Raw genomic sequence first — 13820 nt, forward strand, 5'->3', positions numbered from 1 at the left:
CATGATAGCGCGTAGAAACAGTTTTCGGGTCATGGTTGGACACGTCGCGGTCGGCGGCGGCCTGCAAGGCACGCCCGTCTCATCCGTGGTGGTGCAAAGCATGACTAACACCGACACCGCCGATGCTGCGGGCACCATTGCTCAGGTATACGAGCTGTGGCAAGCCGGTTCAGAAGTGGTGCGCATTACCGTCAACAGCGCCGAAGCTGCCGCACAAGTAGCGACGATACGTAAAGGCCTGGACGCCCTGGGCTGCAACGTGCCACTGGTAGGTGACTTTCACTTTAACGGCCACAAATTGTTACAAGCCTATCCGGATTGCGCAGCCGCGCTGGCCAAATACCGCATCAACCCGGGCAATGTTGGCAAAGGCAGCAAACGTGACGAGCAATTTGCCGCCATGATTGAAGCGGCTATCCATTACCAAAAAGCGGTGCGCATCGGCGTCAACTGGGGCAGCCTGGATCAAGCCAAAATGGCACAAATGATGGATGACAATGGCAAGTCTGCCAATCCACTCTCCGCCGACGCCTTGATGCGTGAGGCACTGATTCAATCTGCGCTCGAAAGCGCGCAACAAGCGGTCGATTTAGGCTTAAGCCCAAATCAGATCATTATTTCGTGCAAAGTGAGCAATGTGCAAGACCTGGTGCTGGTGTATCAGGAGCTTGGCAAGCGCTGCGATTACCCCTTGCATTTAGGCCTAACAGAAGCAGGTATGGGCTCTAAAGGCATCGTAGCCTCAACCGCTGCGCTAGCGATTTTGTTACAGCAAGGCATAGGCGACACCATCCGCGTGTCACTCACGCCCGAGCCTGGTGAATCCCGCACCAAAGAAGTGGTGGTCGCGCAGGAAATCCTGCAAACCATGGGCATACGCTCATTTACCCCCTTGGTGACCGCTTGCCCAGGTTGTGGTCGCACTACCAGTACCTATTTTCAGGAGCTGGCACTGCAAATCCAGACCTGGTTGCGTAACCAGATGCCGGTTTGGCGTGCACAATATCCGGGTGTAGAAACCCTCAATGTGGCCGTGATGGGCTGCGTGGTGAACGGCCCCGGTGAGTCCAAATTGGCCAATATCGGCATCAGCTTGCCTGGCACTGGCGAAACGCCGGTCGCGCCGGTATTTGTCGATGGCGAAAAAACCGTCACCCTGAAAGGCGACCACATTGCCCAAGAATTTCAACAGATTGTGGACGAATATGTCCGCACGCATTACGCCGAAGGCGGCAAGCTGCGCGCTGCCAAAGCCAGTGTGATTCCCATAGTCGCTATTTAGTATCTCATGACGCAAAAATTTCAATCGATTAAAGGCTTTTACGACATTTTGCCAGAAGCCACCCCGCTCTGGTTCAAGCTCGAAGACACCGCCCGCCACATTTTGGGCCAGTATGGCTATAACAATATCCGCATGCCATTGGTCGAACCGACTGAGCTATTTGTGCGCAGCGTCGGTGAGCATACCGACATTGTCGAGAAAGAAATGTATGCCTGGGAAGACAAACTCAATGGCGACAAACTGACCCTGCGCCCCGAGGGCACCGCTGGTTGCGTGCGTGCCGTGGTCGAGCATAACCTCACTTACAACGGCCCACAACGCCTGTGGTATATGGGTCCGATGTTCCGCCATGAAAACGTACAAAAAGGCCGCCAGCGCCAGTTTCACCAGATTGGCGTCGAGGCTTTTGGCTTTGATGGCCCGGATGTCGATGCCGAACAAATCGTGTTATTGGCACGTTTGTGGCGAGCATTAGGCATCGCCGACGTTGAATTACAGTTAAACAGCATCGGCGATGCTGACGAACGTGCGCAATATCGCCAAACGCTGATTGCTTATTTTGAGCAACATGCAGACTTGCTCGATGAAGATGCCAAGCGCCGTTTGCACAGCAACCCTTTGCGTATTCTGGATACTAAAAATCCACGCATGCAAGCCATGTGTGAAGCCGCCCCTAAATTGATGGATTGCCTGGGTGAGGCCTCGCAACAGCATTTTGCGCAGCTGCGCGCCCTGCTCGACCAAGCAGGCATTGCTTATACCATTAACCACAGATTGGTACGCGGCCTGGATTACTATAACCGCACCGTGTTTGAATGGGTCACCACCAAACTTGGCGCGCAAGGCACCATTGCCGGTGGCGGCCGCTACGACACCCTGGTAGAACGCATCGGCGGCAATGCCACTCCGGCGTGCGGCTTTGGCATTGGCCTGGAGCGCGTTTTTCTGCTCATGCAAGAGTATGGCGTCACCGCAGCCAACCAGGCCGATATTTACCTGGTCAATGTCGGTGATCTGGCGCAGCAAAAAGCGTTTTCTGTCGCCGAACAGCTGCGTAGCATGGGCTTGAATGTCGTGCTGCATGCAGGTGGTGGCAGCTTTAAATCACAAATGAAAAAAGCGGACCGTAGCGGTGCCAGGTTTGCAGCGATTTTGGGTGATGACGAAGCCGCCGCCAATGAACTCAGCCTGAAACCCATGCTTGGGCAAGGCGAGCAAGCACGCGTGAAACTTGATCAGCTGTTGAGCATCATTCAATCCAGCTAATCGTTTTAAGCCACAAGGAGGCCAGATGTCGGAGCAAAAACATTTTTTTAATGCCATGACGGCATTAGGCCTGCTTCTGGCAGTGGGCATGGCATCGGCCGCGTTTATTCTTGGCGTGCAGGCAAAACATGCTGTCTCCAGCCAGCAGTCAATCACCGTCAAAGGCTTGGCAGAAAAACCGGTCAAAGCGGATCTCGCGCAATGGACAATTAATATTGGCGTCGTCGCCCCTACGCAGGCAGAAACACTGCAAGCGATTGACCGCGAGCGTGCCGTGCTGGCAAATTTTCTCGACCTGCAAGGCCTGGATGCCAGTATGCGCACGGTGAATGTGCAAACACTGGGGCCGCACTACGAAGAAGAATATATCCACGACAGCCCACGCCAGGTACAACGCGGCTTTGAGGGCTATCAAAGCGTGCATATCAGCAGCAAAGACCTCAAGAAAATTGCCGCCGCCAACCAGGCCATTTTGACCTTGCGTGCAGACAACCACCCGGTCACCTCTCAACCACCCGAATACCTGGTGAGCAACCTCGAAACCGTCAAAATGTCATTGATTGCCGACGCGACTAAAAATGCACGCACGCGCGCCACTGAGTTTGTGAAACAGGATGGCGTCAAGGTGGGCGTGATGAAATCGGCCAGCCAGGGCGCGTTTTATATTTTGCCAGCCACCGGCGGCGAAGACAGCGACAGCAGCTACGGCGGTATTTACGATAAATCCACCGTGGATAAAATTGCGCGCGTGGTCGTGACTGTGGTCTACAACATCGAATGACAGAAATCCTGCGCATAGAGCAACTCAGCATCAGCCCGGCGCATGCGCCTGCGCGTAAACTGGTGAACCAGGTATCACTGACATTGGCACGTGGTAAGACCACCTGTATCGTCGGTGAATCAGGCAGCGGCAAAAGCCTGACCGCGCTCAGCATCATGAAGCTGCTGTCACCGCAATTACACATGCAAGGCCAGGTATTCTTTCAGGGCCAGGAGATCAGCCAGCACAATGAAAGCGCCATGCAGCGCTTGCGCGGCAGGCAAATGGGCATGATTTTCCAGGAGCCGATGACCTCACTCAACCCGGTGCTCACCATCGGTTTTCAAATCGGCGAGCCATTACAAACGCATTTAGGCCTGAAAGGCCAGGCGCTTAAACAAAAAGTCGCCGCACTGCTGGAGCAAGTTGGCATTGACCCGACACGTGCTGATAGTTATCCGGATGAGCTGTCTGGCGGCCAACGCCAGCGGGTGATGATCGCCATGAGCATTGCCTGCGAACCAGCATTATTGATTGCTGATGAGCCGACGACCGCACTTGACGTGACCGTGCAGGCGCAAGTGTTACGCTTGCTGGATGAGTTGAAAAATCGTCTGCAGATGGCCATGCTGTTTATCACGCATGACTTTGGCGTGGTGGCAGACATTGCCGATGAAGTCATCGTCATGTTCAGGGGTGAAATTGTAGAGTCCGGCAGCGTGGCGCAAGTGCTGCACTCGCCACAACACCCATATACACGCGCCCTGCTGGCCTGCGTGCCAGATGCCGAAGGCAAAAAAGTGTTGCAACCCATGACTTATGACTGGCTAACGCCCGCCTGATGGAGTCACCATGACGGATATATTGCTGCAAGCACGCCACCTGCATAAAACCTATCGTCAGCGCTCAGGCACGCTGGGGTTAAAAACCAATACCATCCATGCGCTGGACGATGTCAGCCTGCAACTCAAGCAAGGCACGACGCTGGCGGTGGTCGGCGAATCCGGCAGTGGCAAATCCACGCTGGCACGCGGTCTCTTGCGTTTATTACCGTTAGATAGCGGCGAGGTCATTTTCGATGGCCAGGACTTTCTGGCGCTGGAAAAATCCGCGTTACGCCTGGCCCGTCAGCATATTCAAATGGTGTTTCAGGACCCGTTTGCTTCGCTCAACCCCAGAATCCGCGTGGGCAATATTATTGCAGAGGGCCTGGTCATCCACCGCATTGGCAGCGCGCAACAGCAACAGGAACAAGTAGTGCAAATGCTGGAAAAAGTCGGCCTGCACGCAGACGACGCGCGTAAATATCCGCATCAGTTTTCTGGTGGCCAACGCCAGCGTATCGGTATTGCCCGTGCGCTGATTCTGCAACCCAAACTCCTGATTTGCGATGAGCCAGTGTCGGCGCTGGATGTCTCGGTACAAGCGCAAATTTTGCTGCTGCTTAAACAACTTCAGCAAGACATGGGGCTGAGTTATTTGTTTATCACCCATGATTTACGCGTGGTCAGACACATTGCAGACGACGTACTGGTGATGCAAAAAGGCAAAGTAATTGAGCAAGGAAGCGTAGAAACCATTTATAATGCTCCCCAGCAAAAATATACACAACAGTTACTCAGCGCGATTCCCGGCCATGGGTTGCGGGCTGTAACCGCTTAATCTCATCTTCATTCAATAAGAACACGCAGGAACAATTCAATGGCATACGATTTGGAAGAACAGGAACAACTAGACGAGTTTAGAGCCTGGTGGAACAAACATGGAAAACTGGTCACTCGCCTGGTGATCGCCGCTGCAGTGGCATATGGTGGCTGGCAAGGCTATCAATCCTGGATGAACAGCAAAGCCACCGCTGCCTCTACCGCTTATCAAACCCTGGTCAGTACTACACTACTAGATGTAGACAGCAAAAAAGCCGAGCAAATCAGCAAAGATGCCCAAGCGATTGAAGCAGATTACAGCATGACGCCATACGCTGGACGTGCAGCGCTATTTGCTGCGCGTGCATTGCATGAAGCCAACCAGTCAGAAGCCGCCGAAAAGCAACTGCGCTGGGCCGTGGCTGAAGCCAAAGAAGCTGCAATTAAACACATGGCTGCCGTCGAAATTGCTGGCTTGCAAATTGAGCGTAACGCGCTGGATGATGCCAAAAAAACCTTGGCCGCCATTGATGACAAAGGCTTTGATGGCATCAAGAATGCGTTGCTTGGCGATATTTATCTGGCCAGCAAGCAAGAAAAAGAAGCCAAAGAGGCTTATAACAAAGCACTACAAGGCTTAGACCCAGAAGGCAAACTGTTTTACCTGACCCAGCAAAAGCTGGATGCCTTGGGATAATTGCCAATGAGGTCTTTCTTGCCTGCGCGACGCAACCAGCCGCAATCTCTCAAACATGCCACGCTCGCTGCCTTGTTGTTATTGGCTAGCGGGCTTTCTGCATGTACTGCCTTCAATGATGTTAAAACCAACCTCAGTGAAAGCATTTTTGGTGCGGAACCGGCCAACCCACCGGTAGAGCTGGAAGAAATCAAATCCTCTTATGAAACACGCATTCAATGGTCAGTCGATGTCGGCTCGCCAGGACGCTTTACCTACGCGCCCGTCTTGGCAGACAACCTGATTTATACCGTCAACGCTGAAGGCAGCGTGATGCAACTGTCGGCTGACACCGGCAAAACGATTTGGGAAACCGAAATCGGCGAACCGATTAGTAGTGGCGCAGGCCTCGGTGGCGGCCTGGTATTGGTCGGCACGAGCAAAGGTCATTTATTCGCGTTAAACATCAATGGTAAAAAGCTGTGGAGCGCCGTGCTCAGCAGCGAAGTACAAGGCCAGCCACGTTATTACGATGGCACGGTCATTGTGCGTACCAGCGACCATCATATTTACGGCATTGATGCCGCCGATGGCCGTCGCAAATGGTCGTACGAACGCGCCACACCTTCGCTTTCGCTCAAAACGCAAGCAGGTATTGTGGTCGATAGCGGCGCCGTCTATGCCGGGTTTCCAGGTGGCAAACTGGTGGCGATTCGCGCTGACAATGGCAAACTGGTTTGGGAGGCCACCGTCGCCCAGCCCAAAGGCGTGACAGAAATCGAACGGATTGCCGATATCACCAGCCTGCCATTTGTCGACGGTCCATTGGTCTATGTCGTCGCTTATCAGGGCAAAGTCGCTGCCGTTGACCGCCAGCGCGGGCAAGTGGTGTGGAACCGCGATATTTCCAGCTATGTCGGCCTGACTGCAGAAAATAATAAAATCTACCTAAGCCATACCGTCGGTTCAGTCTACTCACTAGACAGCACCAATGGTAAGACTTTCTGGCGCCAGGCGAACCTGGGTTACCGCCATCTAACGGTCCCGCTGCCTTTAAGCAATATGGTCGCTGTTGGCGATCTCGAAGGTTATATCCACTTACTCAGCCAGGATGATGGCAGCTTTGTTGGCCGACTACAATTGGGTTCAAAACCCATTATGTCACTGATTGCAGGCAACAATCCCAATCAGTTCCTCGCGCAATCGCGTGACGGCCACCTTTACGCAGTCACATACAAATAATGCTACCTACCATCGTACTTGTTGGTCGACCCAATGTCGGCAAATCCACCCTATTTAACCGACTGACCAGGTCACGCGATGCACTGGTCGCCGACTTGCCGGGCTTAACCAGAGACCGCCACTACGGTCGCGGCATGGGCGCCAGCCAACCTTACCTGGTGATTGACACCGGCGGTTTTGAACCAACGGCAGACACCGGCATTTTGAAAGAAATGGCCAAGCAAACTCTGCTGGCGATCGACGAAGCTGATGTGATTATCTTTTTGGTCGATGCCCGCGCAGGCTTGACGCCACAAGAATTCACCATTGCGCAAACCTTGCGCAAGGCACAACGCCCTATTCTGCTCGCGGTAAACAAAACCGAAGGCATGCGCAAAGCCATCGTCAGTGCAGACTTTCATGAGCTCGGCATGGGTGACCCCTTGTCTATTTCATCCGCGCACGGCGAAGGCGTACGCGACCTGATCGAACTGGCGCTGGAAACCATTGTTGAAAAAGAGCCAGAAGCGACTGGGCCAACCAATCATGACACGCCCAGAATTGCCATTGTCGGCCGCCCCAATGTCGGCAAATCGACACTGGTGAATGCCCTGCTGGGTGAAGACCGCGTGATTGCATTTGACGAACCAGGCACCACCCGCGACTCGATTGAAATCGCCCTCGAAAAAAACGGCAAACAATACACGATTATTGATACGGCGGGCGTGCGCAAGCGCGGCAAAGTGTTCGAGGCTGTAGAAAAATTCTCGGTAATTAAAACCATGCAGGCGATTGAAGATGCCAATGTGGCTATTTTGGTCGTTGATGCCAAAGATGGCATTACCGAGCAAGATGCCCACGTCGCGGCTTACATTGTCGATGCCGGGCGCGCGCTGGTGGTTGCCATTAATAAATGGGATGGCCTGCAAGACGACGAACGTGAGTGGATCAAACGTGAAATAGACCGTAAATTACAGTTTCTCGACTTTGCCAAGTTTCACTATATTTCAGCGCTGCGTAAAAAAGGCCTGAATGAGTTGCTGGCGTCGGTAGATGTAGCTTTTAAGGCTGCCATGAGCGATCTGGCGACACCACAGCTGACACGCGTCCTGGGGGAAGCCACCACACAACACCAACCACCGATTACGCGCGGCATTCGCCCCAAATTGCGCTACGCGCATCAGGGTGGCTCTAATCCACCGATTGTCGTCATCCACGGTAATCACGTCGATGGCATCAAAGCGAGCTATACGCGCTATCTGGAGGGCATTTTCCGCAAAGCCTTTCAATTGGTAGGCACGCCTTTACGTGTGCAATATAACCAGGGCGAAAACCCGTTTGATAAAGAAGACGAGCGCAAAAAAGGCGAAGGCCTGGTCACCATGCGTAGGCGCAAAAACGAAATGCGCGCCAAGCTAAAGCAGCGCAACGAGCAGAATAAAACTAAAAAGTAACGCCTGTGCAAGGGGGGTGAAATACCAGCGAGATGCGTAACCACCCTCCCCATTCACACAGACTCTAGCTTACTGAGGCAGTTTAATTTCATACGTTTGCCACGCTGTGTGTTCAGCTACCTTGTCATAACAAGCGCGGGCACGCAGATTATCTTTAGCCGTCATCCAACGGATTACTGACCAGCGACTCTCCTGCCCAATCTCAGCAACCGCCTGAATTAACTGCTGGGCAATGCCTTGCCCTCTCGCTGCGGGCACCACAAACAAGTCATCCACATAAGCGCCCAATGTCGCGGCTAATGGTCTGGCAAAAATCCGGTAATGCAACAAGCCCAAGATCTGGCGCTCAGTATTCACTGCCACTAAAGCGTAAATGACAGGCGGAGATTGCTGTAACCATTGCCAGACTTGATCGCGCATGGCTTGCGTCTGCTTAACAGCGTAAAACTCAGCATAAGCAGCATACAACAGGCACCAGTCATCATAGTCTTGTAATGCTATGGGTCTCACTGTCACCGGGGTTTCTTTCAACATATTTTTTTACCTGACTAAGTTATTTGACTGGCTAGATTATTTTAAAAGTGCGGACAATAAAAAAGGGACCTCGCGGTCCCTTTTTGTCACTACTAGCAGTTATCGCAGGGTCGGTAACAATTGCTTGGCGCTCACGCCCAGTTCCTGTGCCATGCTGGCACCCAGTTTTTTGGCAAAACGATCCACCACAGTTTCCTGATAAGTAAAATCAACAATCTCAGATTCTTTGATCACTTCACGCGCCACATACTCAGCACTGCCTTGTGCATCGGCCAGGCCTAATTTAATACTTTCTTCACCGTTCCAGAACAAACCACTAAAAGTGTCTTCATTCTCTTTTAGACGGTTACCACGCCCTTCACGCACTACGGTAATAAACTGCTGATGAATCTGGTCCAGCATGCTTTGTGCAAACGCTTGCTGTTTTGGATTCACTGGCGAGAATGGATCCAGCATGCCTTTATTGGCGCCAGCCGTCAGCAGGCGGCGCTCAACACCAACTTTTTTCATAACCTCAGTAAAGCCATAGCCATCCATCAACACACCGATGGAACCAACAATACTGGCTTTATCGACAAAAATTTTGTCCGCAGCCACCGCAATGTAATAGCCACCTGACGCACAAATATCCTCAACCACCGCATAGACTGGAATCTCAGGGTGCAATTTGCGTTGACGGTGAATTTCGTCATTAATAATGCCCGCTTGTACCGGGCTGCCGCCTGGGCTGTTAATGCGCAAAATAATGCCTTTGGTGCCCTTGTTATCGTAAGCATCATTTAGGCTGCTGATGACGGCATCAGCATTCACTGCTCCGCCCGCTTCGATCACGCCTGAGAGCTCAATCAGTGCAGTGTGTGCGGTTGAGGCATTTTTGTTTTGGCCAACCCAGCCCAAAAACGTCATGAGCAAGAAAAACAGATAAATAAAAGTCAATGATTTAAACAGGATGGACCAGCGTCTGGCTGACTTTTGCTCTTGCAGCCCGGCCAAGGCGATTTTTTCTACCGTACGAATGGCCCAGTCTGGCGATTGATTCGCATGTTTCGGGGCGGATGACTGCGGATTCTCTTCTTGCATAACTCAACTTTCGTCAATAAATTTTAGCTATTCTAACAACTTTTAGCGGTTTGCCTGGCGTCTATTTTCACGCCCGCAACCACGCATTAAAATTGATCCAGATGGACTTTAATCACACCAGCTTCCTCTGTCACCGGGATGGCAGATAAACGCTTGCCCTGACAAGGACCTACCACGCAGTGACCGGTTTGTGGCGCATACATCGCGCCATGTGTGGCACAGATAATCCACTCCTGGGTCATATTAAAAAACTTGCCATGTTCCCAATCCAGCTCGACTGGCACATGGGCACAGCGATTCACATAAGCGTAAGCCTTACCCTCATAACGCACCAAAAAACCGCTCGCATGCGGCCCCAGCACGGGCATGGCAAACCGCAAGCCATCGCCTTTTTCTTGCAACGCGTCACTGCTAAAAGTGAGAGCAGTCTCAGTCATACTTGTTCCAGTAACCAGCTGCTTAATGTTGCCACATCGTCAAACAGATAATCTGGCGAATACTGCTGTAAATGGCTAGCTGTTTGTGAACCATAACTCACGGCCGCTGTGATGACACCTGCATTCTTGCCCATTTGCATATCATATTGCGAGTCGCCTATCATCAGCGTGCGTGCAGGCATCACAACCAGCTCATCCATGAGTTCATCCAGCATTTGCGGATGCGGTTTTGAAAAACATTCGTCCACGGTTTTGGTGGCATTAAAAAATTTAGACAGCCCGGATAACTGCAAGGCAGCATTTAACCCACGCCGCCCTTTACCCGTTGCCACCGCCTGTTTGCAGCCTGTGCGATCAATCGCAGCAATGGTGTCTGCAATCCCGCCAAACAACACCATCGTGTTTTCGCCTGCGTAATAATTGCGCTGGTAATGGTTGGCCAGGGCCTGCGCCTGAAACTCTGGGATATCACCATATAGCACTTCAATCGACTCACGCAAGCCCAAGCCGATGATGCTGCGCGCACGTGCCTCACTTAACGCAGGCAAACCGGCCTCATCAGCCGCCTTGATCAATGCCTGCGTAATCATCCCGGTAGAGTCGGCAATGGTGCCGTCCCAATCCCATACGACCAAATCAAACTGTTTCACTGACGCTTTCCTAATATAGAGTGCTTAAAGAATTACTTTATCGCCTTAAGTTGACGCTGTTGTTGCAAAAACTGTGCAAGTTCTGCCGGCAATGGCGCCACCAGATGCAAAGGCTCTCCTGTCAACGGGTGCGCAATACGTGTTTCACTCGAATGCAGAAACATTCTTTTTAAGCCGTGCTTGTTTAACTGCTTGTTTAAGGCAAAGTCGCCATACTTGTCATCGCCCAATATAGGAAACCCCAAGTGCGATAACTGCACCCGCAATTGATGCGTGCGGCCAGTGATTAACTTGGCTTGCAAAAAACTGTATTGTCCGAGCACTTCTTGCAAATAAAACCAGGTTTCAGAGGTTTGAGTCTCTACTTCAAACCGGCCTTTGGCGGCATGCCGTTGCGCGACGATTCCACTGGCTTTGAGCGACTTGATGCCACCAGGTTCACTATTGAGTAATGGCGCATCCACCACTTGCACCCTGCGCTCGCCACTTTCTGTGACATATTTCTGTAAATCCAGCGTAACCTTCTTTTTGGCGTCTTGCCATTGCCCTTGCACCAGCATCAAGTAACGCTTATCCATCTGATGATGCCGCATGGCCTCGTGCAGCGCCGTCAACGCCGAGCGTTTTTTTGCAATCATTAATACGCCCGAGGTTTCGCGATCCAGCCGATGCACCAGTTCAAGAAACTTGGCTTGTGGGCGCTCCAGACGCAATTGCTCTATCACCCCTAAACTAATGCCGCTACCGCCATGCACCGCCATACCAGCTGGTTTATTCAGCGCCAACATGGCATCGTCTTCATAAATCACCTGCTCAGCCAATTTCGCTCTGATGGCCGGTGCGGCTGGTTTTGCTGCCGCTTCTGCTGTGCGGATAGGCGGCACCCTGACTTCGTCGCCCAATTGCAAACGGTATTCGGCGTCGACGCGTTTTTTATTCACGCGCACTTCACCGCTACGCAAAATGCGGTAAATATGACTCTTAGGCACCCCTTTGAGCACTTTGGCCAAAAAGTTATCCACGCGCTGGGTTTCCGAGGCCTCATCTATGTGCAAATAGCTGACACGGTCACTGGCTGGCTGCGCCTCAGGCGCGTGGCTGGAGGCCGCCGTGGCTGGCGATAAGGGCAAGGGTCTAAATTGTGAGGTCATAGTTGCAGGTCGTGCTTTGCTTTATCAGGACTTATAGATATACTGTCGAGATTCTGAATCAGACATCTTATAGGCTTTCGCAACAATATTGCGATACCGAATCTGAGATGACCGACTATCCCAAGTGCAGATATACGAGTCCTGATTGATGGTCTCGAATCGACAGAGTAGCTAGTGCATTCAGAATCAAAAATATTTTGGTGAATACCGCTCGCCATCAAGTAGCGATAATTAATTAGAAATGATTTAACGCGAAGCTCACGCAGAATAAACAAAGAAATGAGCTCGGCGTTTGCCAAACCCGAATTTTAACGAAATTACCCTCTGTTTAGGGTTTTATTTTTGCAGTCAATCGCGATGGACAAGACAGGTGACAACCTACCTGCCACGCACTCACTGCCCCCTTGCAGAAATCGAGTATCCAGCAGGCAGTCATCCACTGCGCCTTGACACTCAAACCATGTGCATATTGATGCCTGCCATGTTGCGCTGATATCCAGCCGCTAGCATCGCAAAAGCCATTGCATATACCCTTCTCGTTAAGTTCTGGTGGTTAATTCATAACCACGGCCCGCCCTGCGCTCATGTCTATTCTGTAGCTTCGATCAGGAGCCTTACATGAAAAGAATGTTGTTTAACGCAACGCAATCAGAAGAATTGCGCGTTGCGATTGTTGATGGACAAAAACTCATCGACCTCGATATTGAACACGCTGGTAGAGAACAGCGCAAAAGCAATATCTACAAAGGCGTGATTACACGCATTGAACCCTCACTTGAAGCTGCGTTTGTCGACTACGGTACTGACAGACACGGCTTTTTGCCTTTTAAGGAAATCGCTCGCAGCTATTTCCAGGACAAACCTGAAGGCCGCGCCCGCATTCAGGACGTGATCAAAGAAGGCCAAGAAGTCATCGTTCAGGTAGACAAAGACGAGCGCGGCAGCAAAGGCGCCGCCCTGACTACGTTTATCTCACTGGCTGGCCGTTACCTGGTACTGATGCCTAACAACCCCCGTGGCGGTGGTGTTTCACGCCGTGTGGAAGGTGAAGAGCGTAACGAGTTGCGTGACACCATGGCACAACTGGAAGTGCCTAACGGCATGAGCATTATTGCGCGTACTGCCGGCATTGGCCGTAACGCAGAAGAGCTGCAATGGGATTTAAACTACTTGTCACAATTGTGGCAAGCGATTGAAGATGCTTCTAACTTTCAGCCTGGCGCTTACCTGATTTATCAGGAAAGCAGCCTGGTAATTCGCGCCATTCGCGATTACTTTAGCGCTGACATTGGCGAAATCCTGATCGACACCGCAGACGTGCATGAACAAGCCTTGCAGTTCATGAACCACGTGATGCCGGGCAATGTGACCCGCGTCAAACTGTACCAGGACGAAATCCCACTGTTCTCCCGCTTCCAGATCGAGCATCAGATCGAATCTGCGTTTGCGCGTGAAGTCCGCCTGCCATCCGGCGGCGCGATTGTGATTGACCATACCGAAGCACTGGTGTCTATCGACGTCAACTCTGGCCGTTCTATCAAAGGCGCTGACATTGAACAAACCGCGTTCAACACCAACCTCGAAGCGGCTGAAGAAGTGGCGCGCCAGATGCGTTTGCGTGACCTCGGCGGTCTGGTGGTCATCGACTTTATTGATATGGAAAACC

The 13820-nt window shown here is 51.9% G+C and carries 14 protein-coding genes; 9 read left to right on the forward strand and 5 right to left on the reverse strand.

The annotated features are described in order from the left end of the window. The first annotated feature begins 1 nt into the window (after nucleotide 1). From ispG to der, 8 genes are read left to right on the forward strand one after another with little or no spacing between them, the layout of a single operon-like run. Nucleotides 2-1282, forward strand: a complete 1281-nt coding sequence (gene ispG, locus E6Q52_RS00850) for a flavodoxin-dependent (E)-4-hydroxy-3-methylbut-2-enyl-diphosphate synthase (protein WP_292817430.1) — start codon at nucleotides 2-4, stop codon at nucleotides 1280-1282. Between the two features lie 6 nt (nucleotides 1283-1288). Next, complete coding sequence (gene hisS / locus E6Q52_RS00855) at nucleotides 1289-2548, forward strand: histidine--tRNA ligase (protein WP_292817432.1); 1260 nt, start codon at nucleotides 1289-1291, stop codon at nucleotides 2546-2548. A gap of 25 nt (nucleotides 2549-2573) precedes the next feature. Continuing rightward, complete coding sequence (locus E6Q52_RS00860) at nucleotides 2574-3329, forward strand: SIMPL domain-containing protein (RefSeq protein ID WP_292817434.1); 756 nt, start codon at nucleotides 2574-2576, stop codon at nucleotides 3327-3329. Next, entirely contained in the window at nucleotides 3326-4150 is an 825-nt protein-coding gene (locus E6Q52_RS00865; RefSeq protein ID WP_292817436.1) for an ABC transporter ATP-binding protein, read from the forward strand. The genes E6Q52_RS00860 and E6Q52_RS00865 overlap by 4 nt, the downstream gene beginning before the upstream one ends. Nucleotides 4151-4160: 10 nt before the next feature. Then, nucleotides 4161-4970: an ATP-binding cassette domain-containing protein gene (locus E6Q52_RS00870; protein ID WP_292817438.1), complete on the forward strand. Its 810-nt coding sequence runs from the start codon at nucleotides 4161-4163 to the stop codon at nucleotides 4968-4970. A 39-nt stretch (nucleotides 4971-5009) separates the two neighbouring features. Continuing rightward, nucleotides 5010-5648 carry a tetratricopeptide repeat protein gene (locus E6Q52_RS00875; RefSeq protein ID WP_292817440.1) on the forward strand — a complete coding sequence of 213 codons (639 nt, stop codon included), beginning with the start codon at nucleotides 5010-5012 and terminating at the stop codon, nucleotides 5646-5648. 6 nt (nucleotides 5649-5654) lie between these two features. After that, nucleotides 5655-6869 (forward strand): outer membrane protein assembly factor BamB, encoded by a 1215-nt coding sequence (gene bamB / locus E6Q52_RS00880; protein WP_292817442.1) that lies wholly within the window; start codon nucleotides 5655-5657, stop codon nucleotides 6867-6869. Then, nucleotides 6869-8302 (forward strand): ribosome biogenesis GTPase Der, encoded by a 1434-nt coding sequence (der, locus tag E6Q52_RS00885; RefSeq protein ID WP_292817444.1) that lies wholly within the window; start codon nucleotides 6869-6871, stop codon nucleotides 8300-8302. Before bamB ends, der begins: the two co-directional genes overlap by 1 nt. Nucleotides 8303-8371: 69 nt before the next feature. Here der and E6Q52_RS00890 read toward each other — a convergent pair whose 3' ends face one another. From E6Q52_RS00890 to E6Q52_RS00910, 5 genes are all read right to left on the reverse strand, one after another. Further along, on the reverse strand, nucleotides 8372-8836 hold the full coding sequence (locus E6Q52_RS00890; protein WP_292817446.1) for a GNAT family N-acetyltransferase: 465 nt from the start codon (nucleotides 8834-8836) through the stop codon (nucleotides 8372-8374). Between the two features lie 99 nt (nucleotides 8837-8935). Further along, nucleotides 8936-9916 carry a S49 family peptidase gene (locus E6Q52_RS00895; protein WP_292817448.1) on the reverse strand — a complete coding sequence of 327 codons (981 nt, stop codon included), beginning with the start codon at nucleotides 9914-9916 and terminating at the stop codon, nucleotides 8936-8938. A gap of 86 nt (nucleotides 9917-10002) precedes the next feature. Next, entirely contained in the window at nucleotides 10003-10353 is a 351-nt protein-coding gene (locus E6Q52_RS00900) for a Rieske 2Fe-2S domain-containing protein (RefSeq protein ID WP_292817450.1), read from the reverse strand. Continuing rightward, complete coding sequence (locus E6Q52_RS00905; protein ID WP_292817452.1) at nucleotides 10350-11003, reverse strand: HAD family hydrolase; 654 nt, start codon at nucleotides 11001-11003, stop codon at nucleotides 10350-10352. Before E6Q52_RS00905 ends, E6Q52_RS00900 begins: the two co-directional genes overlap by 4 nt. A 32-nt stretch (nucleotides 11004-11035) precedes the next feature. Next, nucleotides 11036-12154, reverse strand: coding sequence for a pseudouridine synthase (locus E6Q52_RS00910; protein WP_292817453.1), 1119 nt, complete (start codon nucleotides 12152-12154; stop codon nucleotides 11036-11038). Between the two features lie 618 nt (nucleotides 12155-12772). Here E6Q52_RS00910 and E6Q52_RS00915 point away from each other — a divergent pair. Continuing rightward, on the forward strand, nucleotides 12773-13820 hold a 1048-nt coding region (locus E6Q52_RS00915; protein WP_292817454.1), incomplete at its 3' end, for an Rne/Rng family ribonuclease.

Origin of the sequence: Methylophilus sp. (assembly GCF_008015755.1) — a bacterium.
Classification (GTDB): domain Bacteria; phylum Pseudomonadota; class Gammaproteobacteria; order Burkholderiales; family Methylophilaceae; genus Methylophilus.